The sequence below is a fragment of the Streptomyces sp. NPDC046887 genome, from assembly GCF_040644755.1.
Lineage (GTDB): Bacteria > Actinomycetota > Actinomycetes > Streptomycetales > Streptomycetaceae > Streptomyces > Streptomyces lichenis.
In genome coordinates this window covers 1-15869 of sequence record NZ_JBEYXH010000032.1, presented here as the reverse complement: position 1 = coordinate 15869, position 15869 = coordinate 1, and the positions used below count along the sequence as shown (strand labels likewise).

Below are 15869 nucleotides of genomic sequence, written 5' to 3'. Positions count from 1 at the left end.
GTACTCACCCACCCTGAGTAGCAGCGCTCATGATCGAACACCGGTCCGGCTCTAGCGTGGACGGCATGGAAACACCGCAGGCTCCCTCCGCCACCCCCGCGCCAGCCGACCAGAGCCAGAAAGGGTTCACCGGCTGCGCGGTCGCGATGGTCATCGGCACCGCACTGTTCCTGCTCGGAGCGTACGGGTTCGCCGAGTTCGAGAAGGGGCTGGACGGCTACGGGCAGCTGGAGAACGGCGGCTCCGGCGACGCGTACAACCCGCTCGGTCCCGGCTCGACCGCCCGCTGGGAGGACGGCATGGAGGTCACCGTCAGCGCGGCACAGCCTGAGGCCGACGGCAGTTACAGCCTCACCGTGACCTACGACAACGACACCGATACGACCCAGCACCCGGGCGGTGAGGAGCACGTCGAGGCCGTCGCGGAGAGCGGTGAAGCCCCGCTCGTCATCCGGGCCGGCAAGCCCTCGGAGGACTACTACCCGGGCACCGGCCTGAACTGGACCAACCGGGAGGAGAGCGCCGACGCCCTGATACCGCCGCTGGCCGAGGACGACAAGCGCACCGTCCCGGTCCGGCTCAGGGCCGACCGGAAGGGCGTCCCGGTCACCGTGGAGGTCCGCCCGCCGGGCCCCGCCTACCGCGACGCGGCGTACTTCCGGCTCACCCTCGGCTGACCGGGCCGACGGGGCCGATGGGGCCGATGGGGTCGACGGGACTGCCCTGGAGTCCCTTCATCCGCCTCGCCGGGGGTTCCTCGCCGGGGTTTCCCCGCCCGGATGGGACCCGGATGGGACACTGGGAGCGTCGAGGCGGGAGGCCCGGATGTCCGACAGGACGGCTTCGGAAGGACGCGGCGGAATACGCGGCGGGATGCGGGGCGCCCTGGGGGAGGCCCTGTTCGCGCGGGTGGCCGGACCGCAGGGCCCGGAGAACCGGCGGCGCATCCACCACACCCCCGGGCCGCGCTGGTTCGCCCCGGACCGCCCGGTGCGGCGGGTGCACGGGGACGCCTCGATGTTCGTCGGCGGTCTGGCCGCGCTGCTGCTCCAGTCGCTGCACCCGCTGGCCATGGCCGCCGTCGCCGAGCACTCCGGCTTCCGGGGCGACCCCTGGGGCCGGCTCGCCCGTACCAGCACGTTCCTCGCCGTGACCACCTTCGGCACCGCGGATGACGCCCGGCAGGCGGTGGACCAGGTCCGCGCCATCCACGGCCGGGTCCGCGGAACCACCCCTGACGGTACGCCGTACCGGGCCGACGACCCCCATTTGCTGGCCTGGGTCCATATCGCCGAGGTCGCCTCGTTCCTCGCGGCCCACCAGCGCTTCGGTGCCCGCCCGCTCGACCCGGCCGGCTGCGACGGCTACCTCGCGGACACCGCCCGTATCGCCGAGGCGCTCGGAGCGCACGACCCACCGCGCGACCGGGCCGCGCTGGCCGCCCGCTTCCGGGCCTACCGGCCCGAGTTGCGGGCCACCCCCGAGGCGCGCGAGACGGTCCGCTATCTGCTGCGCCATCCGCCGCTGCCCTGGCCGGCCCGGCCGCCCTACGCCCTGCTGGCCGCCAACGCGGTGGGCCTGCTCCCGCCCTGGGCCCGCGCCGAGCTGGGACTGCGGCGCCCGGCCGGAGTGGCCGAGCCTCTGCTCGTACGGCCCGGTGGGCATCTGGTGACCGGCACCATCCGCTGGGCGATGGGGCCCGGGCGGCAGGCGGCGGCACGCGGATCGCAGCCATGAACAGCCATGAACAGCCATGAATACCGATCCGATGATCCGCCTGCGCAACTTTCAACCAATCGCTTAGTCTGAGCGTCCCGCCGGGCCCGAATTGGGGGGTGCCCGGCTGTGAACAAGGGACATTCATGCTGCGTATCCGCTCCATCGCCGCGGCGACCGCTGCCGTGGCGGCGATGGGCATCGTCTCGATGCCCACCCCCGCACAGGCCGCCGGGTCGGTGCACCTGTACAAGATCTACTACGACAGCCCGGGCACCGACCGCCGGTCGAACACCAGCCTCAACGCGGAGTACGTCCAGATCCGCAACACCACCAACGCCTCGGTGAACCTGCGGGGTTGGACGGTCACGGACGCCTCCAACCACCGATACACCTTCGGCTCGTACACCCTGGGACGGGGCAAGACGGTCACCGTCCGCACCGGCCGGGGCACCAACACCGCGGCCAATGTGTACCAGCAGCGGCGCGCGTACGTCTGGAACAACGACCGGGACACCGCCACCCTGAAGAAGGCGAACGGCACCCGCGTCGACACCTGCTCGTACAACTCGACCCGGGTCGACTACAAGGTGTGCTGACGGCTGTCATCAGGCATGTGCGGCCTTGATGGCCGCCGGACCAGGTGCCCCGGCGGACGGCTCGCGCCGAGCCCGTCGGGGCACCTTCGCGCGGATCGCGGATCGCGGATCGGGCTCAGACGAACTCACAGTCGATGGTGGGGTCCGAGGGCCCGTCGACCGGGGCGCCCGGCACCGGGCGGTCATTGGAGCCGCCGCTGGCGAACACCGCCGAGATCCACCCCAGGGTCCCGCCCGGCGTGATCACCTGGACCCAGTAGGTGTTGGTGTAGGGGCCGTCGGTGACCCGTCCCGGCTCGCCCATGTTCATCTGGCAGTACGCCTTGACCCTGACCCGGGTCAGCCGCTCGGTCGTGGCGAGGTCGCAGGAGGTGCTCTGGCACGACCGCACCCGGACGTCGCTCGCCCACACGTACACGGAGCCGCTCGGCGGGTGAGCGGCCGCCGGCTGGGCGGCCGGCAGCAGGATCGAGCCGGCGATCGCCAGCGCACCGGCGAGGGGCCGCAGGAACCGGCGGCCGAAGCGGGCGTGGGTGGTGGGGACCGTCATGGTGGAGCCTCTCCCGGTGGTGATGGCAGGCGGTGATGGCAGGCGGCGGGCGCCGCCCCGCACCCTGCCGACGGCCGGCGCCCCTCGCCCGTATGACCACCGTCCCGGACGGCGTGCGCCGCCTAGTGGGGGCCGGGCCGCACGGCCGGAGGCTCCAGGGCCTCACGGCTGCCGAGTTCCCGGAAGACGACCCCCGCCTCCTCCTCGTAGCGGCGACCGGTCTCCACCGCGCCCCCGGCCACGGCGGCGCGGGCCAGGTCCCGCAGGGTGCGGGCCCGCCAGAGCGGCAGCGCCAGCCGCCCCCACAGCACCACTGCCTGCCGCAGGGTCTCCGTCGCCTGCGGCAGATCCGAGGCGGCGAGGTGCCACTCGCCGAGGGTCCGCAGGACCAGCGCCTCGCCGAACAGGTCCTGCCGCTCGCGGGTGATCCCCAGGCACCGGTCGAGGCGGCGCCGGGCCTCGGCCAACCGGCCCTGCCGCAACTCCACCTTGGCCAGGGCCTGGCTGGCGTACATGACACCGAAGGCGTCGTCCGTCCCCTCGAAGACGGCCAGGGATCGCCGCAACAGGCTTTCCGCGCCCGGCAGATCACCGCGCGCCCGGTGGCACAGCCCCAACGCGCGCAGCGCCAGGGCCTCCCCGTGGCGGTCCCGGGCGGAGACATACAGGTCCAGTGAGCGGGACAGCGCGTCCCAGGCTCCCTCGTCGTGTCCCCGGTCGCGGTGGACGGACCCGATCCCGTAGAGCACATGGGCCATCGGCGCGGTGTCCTCCGGCTCCCGGTAGTGGGCCAGCGCCGAGGTGAGCAGCGCCAAAGCCTGGTCGTAGCGGGCCTGTTCGCGGCGGGCCGTGCCCATGCCGGTCAGGGCTTCCGCGCGGCCCCGCCGTACCTCCCGCTCCTCGAAGAGGCCCAGTGCCGTGGCGAAGTAGGTGTGGGCGTCCTCGTACCGGTCCTGCTCCAGGCGGAGCCGGCCGAGGCCGTTGAGCAGCCAGGCCTCGCCCTCGACGTCCCCGCTGCGGCGCACCGCCTCCAGGGCCGTGTCATGGGAGCGGGACCAGGCGTCGAACTGGTTGTAGAGCGCGGCGGAGGCGGCCGTCAGCGCGGTGGCGAGCTCGCGGGCGGCGTCGGTCATCCCGTGCTCGGCGCAGTGGGTGACCGCGGCGAGCAGGCACCGCTGCTCAGCGGCGAACCAGGCGGTGGGCTCCCCCGGCAGGTCCCCCGTCTCCCCCGCCGGTCCTTCTCTCACGGCACAGGTGTCCGCCTGCTCATCCCGGCAGCCGACCGCCGGTTCGTCCTCATGAGCGATTGGGGGTTCGCCCTCACGAGCAACCGGGACTTCGTCCTCACGAGCGACGGGGAACTCGTCCTCACGAGCGACCGGGAGGAGGCGCGAGGCACCGCCCGGGCCGCGGGCCGCCGCTTCACGGGCCAGCCCCAGCCAGCGGTCCACCAGCCGCTGTACCGCCGCCCCGCGCTCCCGCGGTTCCTCGTCGGCCAGGGCACGTTCCCGGGCGTGCTCACGCGCCAGGTCGTGGATGCGGTAGCGGGTCAGACCCGTCTCGTCGGTGCGGACGACCTCCACGAAGTGGCAGTCCACCAGCTGCTCGACGGCGTCCTCGGCCTCCTCCGAGTCCACGTCGAGGAGCGGCCCGGCAACCCAGGCGGCGAAGTCGGGCAGGTCCATCAGGGCCAGGCGGCGCAGGGCGCGCTGCCCCTGCGGGTCGAGGTCGGCGTAACCGAGCCCGAGGCTGGCGCGCACCTCCAGGTCGCCGGCCCGCAGTTCGTCCAGGCGGCGGCGCTCGTCCCGCAGCCGGGTGGCCAGCCGGGCCGGGGTCCAGTGCGGGCGGGCGGCGAGCCGGGCGCCGGCGACACGGACGGCGAGCGGAAGGCGGCCGCAGAGCGCGACGACCTCGGCGGCCTGCTCGGGCTCCAGTGGCGGTCGGGCCGGGCCGGCCACCCGGGCCAGCAGTTCCCTCGCCTCGGTGTCGGTGGGCACGCCCAGGTCGAGATGGGCGGCGCCCTCCAGGGCGACCAGCCGGCGGCGGCAGGTGATCAGTACGGCCGACCCGCCGCCCGGGGGCAGCAGGGGCCGCAGCAGCGCCTCGCTGACCGCGTTGTCCAGGATGAGCAGCACCCGGCGCCGGGCGAGATGGGTGCGGTACAGGCCGAGCAGGTCCTCCTCGTCCCGGGCCGGGGTGTCGGGGTCGGCACCCAGGGCGCGCAGCAGCCGGGCCAGGGCGTCCGCGGTCCGTACCGGCTGGGAGTCCGAAGCGCGCAGGTCCACGAAGAGCTGCCCGTCGGGGAAGAGCGCGGCCGTGCGGTGCCCCACATGGACGGCCAGGGCGGTCTTCCCGGTGCCCGAGCGGCCGGAGACCACGCCGATGGGCGGAGCGGTGCGCCGCGGGTCGCGCACCTGCTCCAGGAGCGTGGTGGCCCAGCCGATCTGCTCGGTGCGGCCGACGAAGTCGGAGACGTCGGGTGGGAGTTGGGAGGGTGCCGGTCGGCGGTCGTCCCGGTGGACGGGCCCGGCGTCCGCGCCGTCCTCACCGGCGGGTACGCGTACGGACACGGACGCGGGTACGGGCGGGGTCGGGGGGCGGGGCGGTGCTCCCAGCACCGCGGTGTCCGCCTGGAGCACGGCCCGGTGCAGGGCCCGCAGTTCCGGGCCGGGGTCGACGCCCAGTTCGGTACGGAGCAGCCGGCGGCCCTCGTCGTAGCAGCGCAGCGCCTCGGCCGCCCGGCCGGTGCGGAACAGCGCGGTCATCAGCTGGCCGCGCGGGCGCTCCCGCAGCGGGTGGGCGGCGACATGGGCGACGAGTTCGGCGACCAGGTCGCCTCGGCGGTCCAGGTCCAGTTCGGCGGCGAAGCGGAACTCCTGTGCCTCCAGCCGGAGTTCCACCAGCCGCATGGCCTCGACCCGGGCGAAGCTCTGGCCCAGCCCCTCCAGAGCGTCCCGGCCGCGCCACAGCCCGAGCGCGGTCCGCAGGATGTCCACGGCCTCCTCGGCCCGCCCGTCACGCGCCGCGTTCCGCCCTTCGGCGCACGCGGTCTCGAAGCGCCGGGCGTCCACGGCGGAGGGCGGGAACTCCGCGACATATCCCGGGGAGCGGGTGCGGATGGCGTCCGCGCCCTCCCGTCCGGCCAGGGCGCGGCGCAGTCCGGACACATGCGAGGCGACGAGCGCCCGGGCGGTGGCGGGCGGATCCTCGTCCCAGACCAGGTCGACCAGTCGTTCGGCGGAGACGACCTCACCGAGGTGTACCACCAGGGCGGCGAGAATGGCGGTCGGTTTCGCGCCGTTCAGCGGAATACGGTGCCCTTCGCTCGACACCTCGACCGGACCCAGAAGGCGAACGTCCACCCTGTCCCCCGATGTTCACGCTCCCCCGCGTCAGGGACAACATACCGGCGCCCGCCTGCGGGCATGCCAGTCGCCGCGCTGCCTGGAGGCGCAGGGCGGCGCGGTGGGACGACAGGTGGCTTGAATTCGCTGGGTGTCCGGTGAGGATTCCCCCCATTTCACTGAAGAGACTGTCCGACTTTCGCCACGGAGCCCGTTCGGCGTCCGCAACGCGGGCCGCCCGGCGTCCGCCCGACGTCCGCCCCGGGGACGGAGCGGGCCCGCCGCCCGTATGAGCGCCACCGGAACCAATCTCCGCCCCTCTCTCCGTATCCCCCGCGACCCGCCCAGCAGTTCCCCGCCGTCTCCTGCAACACCCCGCAGTCAGCCGCCGTCTGCAGGAGGTTGCAGCGCTTCCTGCAGAGGGAATGCAGCGCTCCTGCAGAGTCCGCCCCGACGCTGTGAGCGTGACGGACCTCATCCTCCTCTCCGACCACCGGGTGGCCGGGACACCTGTCCGCGAGACAGGTGAACCGCTGCTCGACGTACGGGACTTCCCCGCGCTGGGGATCGACCCGCGCAAGGCCGACGACGACGGCTCGTACGCCCGGCTGAGGGCCGGTGTGCTGCGCCGGCTGCTGCTCGCCCAGCGGGCGCTGCCCTCGGGTGTGCACCTGCTGATGGTGGAGGGCTACCGGCCCCCCGCGCTGCAGCGCCGCTACTTCGACGCCTACACGGCCACCCTGTGCGCCGCCCACCCGGACGCCCCGGCCGACCGGATACGCGAGCTGGCCAGCGCGTACATCTCGCCCCCGGAGGTCGCCCCGCATGTCAGCGGCGGCGCGGTGGACCTGACCCTGTGCACCGGAGACGGGACGGAGCTCCCGCTCGGCACCGAGGTCAACGCCACACCGGAGGAGAGCGAGGGCCGCTGCCGCACCGCCGCGGACGGTCTCACCGCCGAAGCGCGGGCCAACCGCGAGGTGCTGGGCCGGGCGATGACGGCCGCCGGGTTCGTCAACTACCCGACCGAGTGGTGGCACTGGTCGTACGGCGACCGGTACTGGGCGCTGCTCACCGGAGCGCCGGCGGCCCTCTACGGGCCCGCCGCCCCGGCCCGCCCATGACGAGAGTCCACAACACAGAAAAACGGGGGAACACCATGGAGCACACCCGTCCGACACCAACCACCGTCACCACCGACCAATCCACCGCCACCGCCTACGCCACCGCCACCGCCACCGCCACCGACGAGCCCATGACCGTCGCCGAGTTCGACGAGGCCTTCACCACCGTGATGCCCAGGCTGCGGCGCCGGCTGCTGGCCCTCACCGGCAATCCGCACGACGCCGACGACCTGCTCCAGGAGACCTACCTCAGGCTCTCCCGCCGGGCGCGCTGCCACACTCTGGCCCGGCAGCGGCAGCCGTATGCCTATGCCTGCGCGGCGGCGCTGAACCTGCTGCGCGACCTGTGGCGGCACCCCTCCCACCAGGAGCGCTGCACCGACCAGTTGCCCGAGCAGAGCTGGGACGGCGGTTTCGCGGGCCAGGAGGCCGAGGCGGTGGCGACCGCGCTGCTGCGCGGGCTGTCCCCCAAGGAGGCGGCCGCGGTGATCCTGGTCGACATCGAGGACCTCACCCATGACATGGCGGGCGAGCGGCTCGGCGCCCACCGGGGCACCGTGCAGCGCAACCGGATGCGGGGGCTCGCCAAGATCAGGGCCACCCTCGACGCGGCGCCGCAGCAGGCATACGAACGCCCCGCCGCTCCCGTCCTCTTCCCACAGGGGCACACCCGGCACACCCGCGCGGCTTGACCAGCCACGCCACGGCCGCCTCACCCACCCACGTACGCCCCACTCCCACCACCGCACTCGCGCACGGCACATGAACCATCCCAGGGGGAACCGCATGCACCGCACCAACCGCACCATGGCGGCTGCAGGAGGACTGCTGCTCGCCACCGCACTGAGCTGTACGGGTACGGCGGCGGCCGCCGCGTCACCGCTGCCCGCCACGGCCATGACGGCCACCGCCGACTGCCGTCCGCAGGCGAACGCGCCCGACCAGGCGCAGGCGATCGTCAACGCCGCCTGCTCCCAGCTCGGTGTGCCCTACTCCTGGGGCGGTGGCTCGATCCACGGGCCGACCCATGGCCAGGACTACCCCGGGGGCGGCCCGGGCGCCCACGACAGCAAGGTGAAGGGCTTCGACTGCTCGCATCTGGTGCAGTACGCGGCGTGGCAGGGCGCGGGGATCGCGCTGCCCGAGGGTTCGTGGAACCAGGCCCAGTGGAGCGGCGCCAGCGCCCGGTTCTCCCACGTCCAGGGCCTCGGCCCGCTGCAGCCGGGCGATCTGCTGCTGTGGGGCTCCAACCCGGCGAACCTCAACAGCGTCCACCACATCGCCATCTACCTGGGCGGCGGCAAAATGGTCGAGGCCCGGGAGTCGGGGACGCCGGTGATGGTCAGCGATGTGCGGCTGAACGCCCAGTACGCGGGTGCCCTGCGGATCGCCGGCGCCGAGCAGCCGCCGGCCGGCACCAAGCGGTTCATGACCTGGGGCACCGGGGTCGGCCTCCGCCCGGAGCCCGGTACCGCCAAGCCGCCGGTGGTCCGGCTGCCCGGCCCCACCGCGGTGGATGTCGAGTGCCAGCAGCACGGCGAGCTGGTCAACGCCGAGGGCTACCGCAACGACGCCTGGTCCTATCTGCCGAAGTACCGGGCCTGGATCTCCAATATCTACATCGACGACCCGGCGGCCTGGCTGCCCGACGTCCCGACCTGCTGACCCACCCTTTCCTCTCCTCGTCTTACTCATCGGAGTTGCCCCCATGCGCACCACATCCCTCCGTCTGCTCGCCGCCTCGGCCGTCGCGGCCGGGCTGCTCCCGCTCACGGCCGGCGCGGCCGAGGCGGCGCCGCCCGCCCAGCCCGCCGGCTACGCCGGGTCCTGCCCGGCCGCCGGAACCATCACCCAGGGGTGGCACTCCGGGCACGACGGCGTGGACATCGCCAACAACCGCGGTACGCCCATCTACTCGGCCGGCCCGGGCACGGTCATCGTCTCCGGCACGGCCAGCGGCTACGGCCAGTGGATCCGCATCCGGCACGACGACGGCACGGTCACCGAGTACGGGCACATGTACGAGCGCCTGGTCTCCGTGAACCAGCGGGTGAACAGCGGCCAGTTGATCGCGCGAATGGGCTCCGAGGGCCAGTCCACCGGCCCCCATCTGCACTTCGAGGCGCACAGCTCCACCTCCAGCACCCGGGGCATGGACCCCGGTCCGTATCTGTCCGCGCGCGGGGTGGGGCTGCCGTGCACCCCGGGCGGGGGGACGCCGGGGACCAACTTCACCACCTGGGGCACCTCGGTCCGGGTACGGGCCGACGCCCGGCTGAACGCGGCGGTGGTGCGCACGCTGAGCGGGCCGACGCCGGTCTACGTGGACTGCCAGAAGCGCGGTGACCTGGTCGAGGCCGAGGGCTACAAGAACGACGCCTGGTCCCACGTCCCGGCGCTCGGCGGCTATGTCAGCAACATCTACATCGACCACCCGGACGCCTGGCTGCCGGGCGTGCGGACGTGCTGACCGGCGCCCGCGCCGGTGCGAGGGGTGTCGCGGCGGTGGTCCTGGCCGCCGCCGCGGTGCTCCTCTCCCCCGGCCTCACCCCGACCGCGCGGGCCGCCGACTCGGCGCCCTGCACCCGCGACCCCGACTATCCGGGCACCTTCCGCTGCCCCATCTGGGGGGCGAACGTCAATCTGCGCTCCGCGCCCGACCAGCAGGCCCCGGTCATCGCGACCTCACCGGACAGCGGCTGGCTGAGGGTGCTGTGCCAGATCAAGGGCGGCCGTGCGACCTACGGCGGCTACTGGCACACCTGGTGGGTGAAGACCCCGGCGACGGGCATGGCGCCGTCGGCGTACATGAGCGAGATCTTCCTCGTCGGCGGCCGCGACGACGAACCGGACGGCGGCCTGCCGACCTGCTGAACCCCGTCCCGTACCGCACCCGGACGCCTGCCCCCGGGACCAGCACCGCGGTCCCGGGGGCATCCGGCGTCGTCAGCTCGGGCAGCGGCCCACGGAGTCGGAGGGGTCCTTGCCGATGTTGACGTTGCCGCCCCAGGCCCACACATTCCGGTACGGGCCATTGCCGATCACCGAGTCATGGACGGTGCCCCGGTACCAGACGTCCGTGTGGTAGCCGCCGGCGGTGACCGGCTGGCCGTGCACGTAGCAGACACCGTCCATGTAGTAACGGTCCCTGGTGGAACCGGTGTTGAGGATCGGCACGTTCTGGGTGTTCGGCAGCGAGCGGATGTTGCTGTTGGTCTGCAGCGAGACATAGAACCCCGCGGCCCCGGCGTGGGCGGTGCCGGTCGCGGTGGACAGGGAGAGCGCGGCGACGGCGGCGAGGCCCGCGGCGGCGCGGCGGATGAGGCGCTGGGACATGGGTGCTCCGGACGGTACGGGCCAGGCGTGGCCGGGACGGGATCGGACGAGTCGGCGCGGGGCCAAGGCGCCCGAGCGGGCGCGCGGGCCCGTCTCCCCGACGTACGGGACCGACCGCCCGTATGAGTGCCCCGGTCCAGGGCCCCCTCATACGGCCCATGGCGCTGCCCCCGTCTGCCCCATGACACCAACGCACGCCCCCCAACCCCCCGATACCGACCCCGAGGACCACGATGAAGACCCTGATCAGCACGCGCGGACGGCGCACCCCCCGTTCCGCTCCCCGTTCCCCCCACCGCGGCACGACCCGTCCGGGCCTGTGGGCCGCCACCGCCCTCGCCGCCCTGATGTGCACCACCGGCGCCGCCAACGCCGCGAACTCCCCTTCCCCCTTCCCCTCCCCGCCCCCGGCCGGCGCCTCCGCCCAGGCCGAGGTGCCGGCCGGGGTGACGGCGGGGGTCGCCGTCTTCGACCGCCGCACCGGCGCGTTCACCGAGCAGCTGAACACCTCGGCCCAGTTCCGTTCGGCTTCCGTGGTCAAGCTGCTGATCGCCCTGGACCTGCTGTGGGGCCGGAGCCCGGACGCCCTGTCCGCCGCCGACCGGGCCAGGGTGGACACCATGCTGCGGGGCAGCGACGACGCGGCCGCGAGCGCCTTCTGGTCCGCGAACGGCGGGGGCGCGATCGTCGACCGGATGGTCTCCCGCCTCGGTCTGACCGACACCGCCCGGCCCCCGGCGACCCACCCCGGCTACTGGGGCTACACGGCCCTCTCGGCCCGTGACACCGTGCGGATCTACCGCCATCTGCTGGACTCCGCCCCGGCCGCGGTGCGCGACTACCTCCTCGGCAACCTGCGGCAGTCCACCCGCTGTGCCACCGACGGCTACGACCAGCACTTCGGCATCGCCGGCTCCTTCGAACGGCCGTGGGCGGTCAAGCAGGGCTGGTCCGGCTTCAGCTCGGGCGGCTGCACCTCGGCCGCGAGCTCCGCCACGCCCACCCAGGCCCCGCACAGCGCCGAGGCGATCGACCTGTCCCGCCCCGCGCTGCACACCACGGGCGTGGTGGGCGCCGGCGACCGCACCATCGTGGCCGTCCTCACCCTGCACCCGAGCGGTACGTCCTACGGCAAGGCGTACAGCGACGTGGGCCGGCTGACCCGCTCACTCAACGTGCCCGGCGCCACCCGACCGGCCGGTACCTGGGTCGGCACCTGGGGCAACGGGGTACGGGTCCGTACCTCGACCTCGACCACCTCCGGCGCGATCACCACCCTGCCCGCCGGCGTCGAGGTCCTGGTCCGCTGCCAGAAGCGCGGCCAGGAGGTCAGCGTCCCGCCCTACGTCAACGACTGGTGGGCCCATCTCCCCCAGTACGGCGGCTATATGACCAACATCTACCTCAGCGTCCTGGAGAACCAGGTCCCCGGCGTACCCGTCTGCTGATTCCCCTTCACCACACCCACACAAGGAGAGACCCCATGAACAAGCGCGTGCTCGCGACCCTTGCCGCAGCGATGTCCGCCACCGCCATCCTGACCACGGCCCCGCCGGCCACCGCCGAACCCAACCCGCCCGGCTGCGACAAGGGCTACTTCTGCATCTACTCCGGCGAGAGCGCCACGGGGCGGCTGGTGCACAAGTCCTCGGGCAACTGGTCGGGCTCGGTGACAGGCCTGTCCATCTTCAACAACGGCCGCCCCCAGCCCGGTTACGACCACATCCAGTTCGACTGGACCTGGAAGAACGGCGGCGGCGGTTCCTCGACCTGCCTCCACTACAACCCCGGCCCGGGCGCCTACATCAACACCTTCGGCGACGAGGTCGTCTTCACCAAGGTGGTCTGGCGCGGCGAGTGCTAGGAGGCGATGCCCGCCGCTCTGCGCGTTCAGCGAACGCAATGCGGCAACTCGAAAACACGGCAAGCCCGTTAGAGTGGTCCGTCATGCTTGACGACCCAACTCACCGCCACAGCAAGAGGAGCCCTCTTCGAAGAGGTAAAGAAACGGCAAAGCGCGGTTAACTGCCCAGGTCGCGAAGCGTGGTCCCCGCGCGAGCGGGGGTGTTCCGTGCGTGGAGCCGGTGCCGCCCCAGGATGCGGGGTGGTCCCCGCGCGAGCGGGGGTGTTCCGCCGGAGGGGTCCGTCGGATTCGGACTCGCCACGTGGTCCCCGCGCGAGCGGGGGTGTTCCGTGCGCGGCCACCTTGTCCTGGGCCGGCACGTTGTGGTCCCCGCGCGAGCGGGGGTGTTCCGGATCAGCGGATCCCGGGCGGTCGGCGCGTAGCGTGGTCCCCGCGCGAGCGGGGGTGTTCCGGACCAGATGCGTGAGCTGGTCCAGGACCGGATGTGGTCCCCGCGCGAGCGGGGGTGTTCCGCGGTGGCGGCGGCGCCCGGCCGACCCGGAGTCGTGGTCCCCGCGCGAGCGGGGGTGTTCCGGTCGCCGAGCGCGTGGGCCTGCCCGTGGAGCAGTGGTCCCCGCGCGAGCGGGGGTGTTCCGCCGGTGATCAAGGTCTTCGGTGCGTACGCCGAGTGGTCCCCGCGCGAGCGGGGGTGTTCCGGTGGACGACCCGCCCCTCCCCGGGCAGCCCGGGTGGTCCCCGCGCGAGCGGGGGTGTTCCGTTCCCCGGGTGCGGCAGGACGATCATCAGGTCGTGGTCCCCGCGCGAGCGGGGGTGTTCCGGTGTTGTGCCAGAGGTACGGTGCCAGCTTGTAGTGGTCCCCGCGCGAGCGGGGGTGTTCCGCTGGGGTTCACCCCGGCCGCGCAGTCGTACCGGTGGTCCCCGCGCGAGCGGGGGTGTTCCGGCGTTCGGCATGGACAGCTCGGGGAACTGGTCGTGGTCCCCGCGCGAGCGGGGGTGTTCCGCTGGACTCCATCGCGCCCGGGTCCATGCCGGAGTGGTCCCCGCGCGAGCGGGGGTGTTCCGGACTGGTCGACCTCGCTCCAGCCCGAGGTTATGTGGTCCCCGCGCGAGCGGGGGTGTTCCGGACATCGACGCCGCCTTCGCCAAGATCGGCCTGTGGTCCCCGCGCGAGCGGGGGTGTTCCGGGACTGTCCATCGACGGCCGCACCGTCGACCCGTGGTCCCCGCGCGAGCGGGGGTGTTCCGCCGGTACGAGCGTGCGACAACGCCCGACGCAGGTGGTCCCCGCGCGAGCGGGGGTGTTCCGCCCCGGGCCGGGGTGGCTCCGGGGCGGCAGGTGTGGTCCTCGCGCGAGCGGGGGTGTTCCGATGCCCGGCAGCGTTCCGAGGTGGTGGGTGTGGTGGTCCCCGCGCGAGCGGGGGTGTTCCGGCGTCGTGGGCCATCACCGAGGCGAGAGCGACGTGGTCCCCGCGCGAGCGGGGGTATGCCGGGCCCAGACGCCCGACATGTCGGGGTGACCGAGTCGTCCCCGCGCGGGGGGGGTGCGGCCGCCCGCTGTCCTCCATGTGCTCTGCTGCGCCGTGGCTTTGTCGTTCGCCGGGGGCCTCAGACGCCCTGCGGGCTCGTCCCCGACGGGGGCTTCACCGTGGCGTCGCCGGAGGGCGGGGGTGGGGGCGGGGTGTCGGCGAGGGTGAGGTGGGGGACGCGGGTGGCGGCGAGGGCGCAGGCGAGGAGGGCGGTGGCGGTGCCGAGCAGGAAGGCGGCGTGCAGGCCGTCGAGGTAGCCCTCCAGGAAGGGGCGGGCGAGGGCGGAGGGGAGGCGGCCGAGGAAGGCGGTGTCCTCCAGGTCGACGGTGCCGTCCGGGCGCGTCACCGCGGCCAGGGTGGTGGCGTTGGCCGGGTCTTCGGCGAGGTGGCGGAGGGCGGGGTCGCGCAGGGCGGTGGCCACGCGGGTGGTGACGCCGTCGGCGGCGAAGGCGAAGACCAGGGAGAGGAAGGCGGCCGTGCCCAGGGTGCCGCCGATGGAGCGGGAGAAGTTCACCCCGGCCGTGGCGGCGCCCATGTCAGCGCGCGGTACGTCGGACTGGGCCAGTGTGGTCATGGTCTGCTGCGCGGCCCCGAGCCCGGCGCCCAGCAGGACGAGGCCGAGGGCGAGGTACCAGGGCGGGCTGTCGGGGTTGAGGGTGGAGAAGATCAGGAGTCCGGCGGCTAGGGAGCCCAGGCCTGCCACCAGGGCGGGTTTGGGGCGGCCCGCGTGGGCCACCAGGCGGCCGACGGCCAGGGTCACCGCCACGTTCGCGGCCGTGCTGGGCAGCATGGCCAGTCCGGCGGCCGCCGGGTCCATGCCGCGGGCGAGCTGGAGGTACAGCGGCAGCGCGGCCATCGCGCCGAACATGCCGATGGCCGCGCAGAAGTGCAGCAGCACGCCGAGGCGGAAGGTACGGATGCGGAGCAGGGCCGGCGGCAGCAGCGCCGCGGGTCCCGCCCGCCGCTCCAGCAGGGCGAAGGCGGTCCACCCGGCCGCGGAGGCCGCGTACAGGATGAGCGCGGTCGGGGAGGTCCAGCCGAGGTCGCGGCCCCGTTCCGCCACCAGCAGCAGCGGCACCACGCCCACCACCAGGGCCAGCGCGCCGGGGTGGTCGAGGCGGTGGCGCACCGGGTGGTGGGGCACCTGGCGCAGCACGCGGAGGAGTACGGCGAGGGCCAGGGCGGACAGGGGGACGTTGAGGAGGAAGATCCACCGCCATCCGGCCACCCCGCCGGGCGTGCCGGCGCCCGCGAGCAGGCCGCCGACCAGCGGGCCGAGCACACTGGCCCCGCCGAACACCGCGGTGAACCAGCCCTGGTAGCGGCCGCGTTCACGCGGGGTGGTGATGTCCGCGATCACGGTCATCGCCAGGGACATCAGCCCGCCGCCACCGAGTCCCTGCACCCCGCGGAAGACCGCGAGCTGGGGCAGGGAGGTGGCACAGCCGCAGAGCAGGGATCCGGCGGCGAACAGGGTGATCGCGGCGATGTAGAGGGGGCGACGGCCGTGGATGTCCGCCAGTTTCCCGTAGAGGGGGGTGGAGACGGTGGCGGTGATCAGATACGCGGTGGTGATCCACGCCTGCGCACTGGCGGCGTCCAGGTCGTCGGCGATGGTCCGCAGGGCGGTGAGCACCACCGTCTGGTCCAGAGCGGCGAGGAACATCCCGAGCATCAGTCCGGAGAGGACGACGACCACCTGCCGGTGTGCGAGTCGCTCCGGCGGCGGGGCCGGCGGCCGCGGGCCGTCCGGAGCGCGTCGGCGTCGGCGGAGGCGGAGGCGGTTGCGTGCGAGGAGTCGTCGGCGGGG

General features: G+C 73.7%; 14 protein-coding genes and 1 CRISPR repeat array. Of the genes, 10 read left to right on the top strand and 4 right to left on the bottom strand.

What is annotated here, in order from left to right; genetic code table 11:
• Positions 1–65: 65 nt before the first annotated feature.
• The 3 genes from ABZ945_RS24735 to ABZ945_RS24725 all read left to right on the top strand — a co-directional run bounded on the left by ABZ945_RS24735 (position 66) and on the right by ABZ945_RS24725 (position 2315).
• Complete coding sequence (locus tag ABZ945_RS24735) at positions 66–677, top strand: hypothetical protein (RefSeq protein WP_361273387.1); 612 nt, start codon at positions 66–68, stop codon at positions 675–677.
• A gap of 148 nt (positions 678–825) precedes the next feature.
• Positions 826–1737 carry an oxygenase MpaB family protein gene (locus tag ABZ945_RS24730; protein WP_361273384.1) on the top strand — a complete coding sequence of 304 codons (912 nt, stop codon included), beginning with the start codon at positions 826–828 and terminating at the stop codon, positions 1735–1737.
• A gap of 125 nt (positions 1738–1862) precedes the next feature.
• Positions 1863–2315 (top strand): lamin tail domain-containing protein, encoded by a 453-nt coding sequence (locus ABZ945_RS24725; RefSeq protein WP_361273381.1) that lies wholly within the window; start codon positions 1863–1865, stop codon positions 2313–2315.
• Positions 2316–2430: 115 nt separating this feature from the next.
• Here ABZ945_RS24725 and ABZ945_RS24720 read toward each other — a convergent pair whose 3' ends face one another.
• Together ABZ945_RS24720 and ABZ945_RS24715 are read right to left on the bottom strand one after the other, a co-directional pair.
• Positions 2431–2865, bottom strand: a complete 435-nt coding sequence (locus ABZ945_RS24720) for a hypothetical protein (RefSeq protein ID WP_361273379.1) — start codon at positions 2863–2865, stop codon at positions 2431–2433.
• 122 nt (positions 2866–2987) lie between these two features.
• Positions 2988–6227, bottom strand: coding sequence for a BTAD domain-containing putative transcriptional regulator (locus ABZ945_RS24715; protein WP_361273376.1), 3240 nt, complete (start codon positions 6225–6227; stop codon positions 2988–2990).
• 446 nt (positions 6228–6673) lie between these two features.
• Between ABZ945_RS24715 and ABZ945_RS24710 the strand changes: the two genes are divergently transcribed.
• The 5 genes from ABZ945_RS24710 (at position 6674) to ABZ945_RS24690 (ending at position 10207) form a co-directional block, all read left to right on the top strand.
• A complete protein-coding gene (locus ABZ945_RS24710; RefSeq protein WP_361273374.1) occupies positions 6674–7333 on the top strand; it encodes a M15 family metallopeptidase in 660 nt (219 codons plus the stop codon).
• A 131-nt stretch (positions 7334–7464) separates the two neighbouring features.
• Positions 7465–8025 carry a sigma-70 family RNA polymerase sigma factor gene (locus tag ABZ945_RS24705; RefSeq protein ID WP_361273539.1) on the top strand — a complete coding sequence of 187 codons (561 nt, stop codon included), beginning with the start codon at positions 7465–7467 and terminating at the stop codon, positions 8023–8025.
• Between the two features lie 94 nt (positions 8026–8119).
• Positions 8120–8998, top strand: coding sequence for an NlpC/P60 family protein (locus tag ABZ945_RS24700; protein WP_361273371.1), 879 nt, complete (start codon positions 8120–8122; stop codon positions 8996–8998).
• 43 nt (positions 8999–9041) lie between these two features.
• Positions 9042–9803, top strand: coding sequence for a M23 family metallopeptidase (locus tag ABZ945_RS24695; protein WP_361273369.1), 762 nt, complete (start codon positions 9042–9044; stop codon positions 9801–9803).
• Positions 9797–10207 (top strand): hypothetical protein, encoded by a 411-nt coding sequence (locus tag ABZ945_RS24690; protein WP_361273367.1) that lies wholly within the window; start codon positions 9797–9799, stop codon positions 10205–10207. The genes ABZ945_RS24695 and ABZ945_RS24690 overlap by 7 nt, the downstream gene beginning before the upstream one ends.
• Before the next feature lie 72 nt (positions 10208–10279).
• Here ABZ945_RS24690 and ABZ945_RS24685 read toward each other — a convergent pair whose 3' ends face one another.
• Positions 10280–10669, bottom strand: a complete 390-nt coding sequence (locus tag ABZ945_RS24685) for a hypothetical protein (protein WP_361273364.1) — start codon at positions 10667–10669, stop codon at positions 10280–10282.
• Between the two features lie 233 nt (positions 10670–10902).
• Here ABZ945_RS24685 and ABZ945_RS24680 point away from each other — a divergent pair, with 233 nt between their 5' ends.
• Positions 10903–12117 carry a hypothetical protein gene (locus tag ABZ945_RS24680; RefSeq protein ID WP_361273362.1) on the top strand — a complete coding sequence of 405 codons (1215 nt, stop codon included), beginning with the start codon at positions 10903–10905 and terminating at the stop codon, positions 12115–12117.
• A 35-nt stretch (positions 12118–12152) separates the two neighbouring features.
• A complete protein-coding gene (locus tag ABZ945_RS24675) occupies positions 12153–12533 on the top strand; it encodes a hypothetical protein (RefSeq protein ID WP_361273360.1) in 381 nt (126 codons plus the stop codon).
• Between the two features lie 179 nt (positions 12534–12712).
• A CRISPR array of direct repeats spans positions 12713–14083; the repeat unit is 29 nt; unit sequence GTGGTCCCCGCGCGAGCGGGGGTGTTCCG.
• Between the two features lie 55 nt (positions 14084–14138).
• Here ABZ945_RS24675 and ABZ945_RS24670 read toward each other — a convergent pair.
• The gene (locus ABZ945_RS24670) at positions 14139–15734 is read right to left on the bottom strand and encodes an MDR family MFS transporter (protein ID WP_361273357.1); all 1596 of its coding nucleotides are present in this window, start codon (positions 15732–15734) and stop codon (positions 14139–14141) included.
• Between the last annotated feature and the right edge of the window lie 135 nt (positions 15735–15869).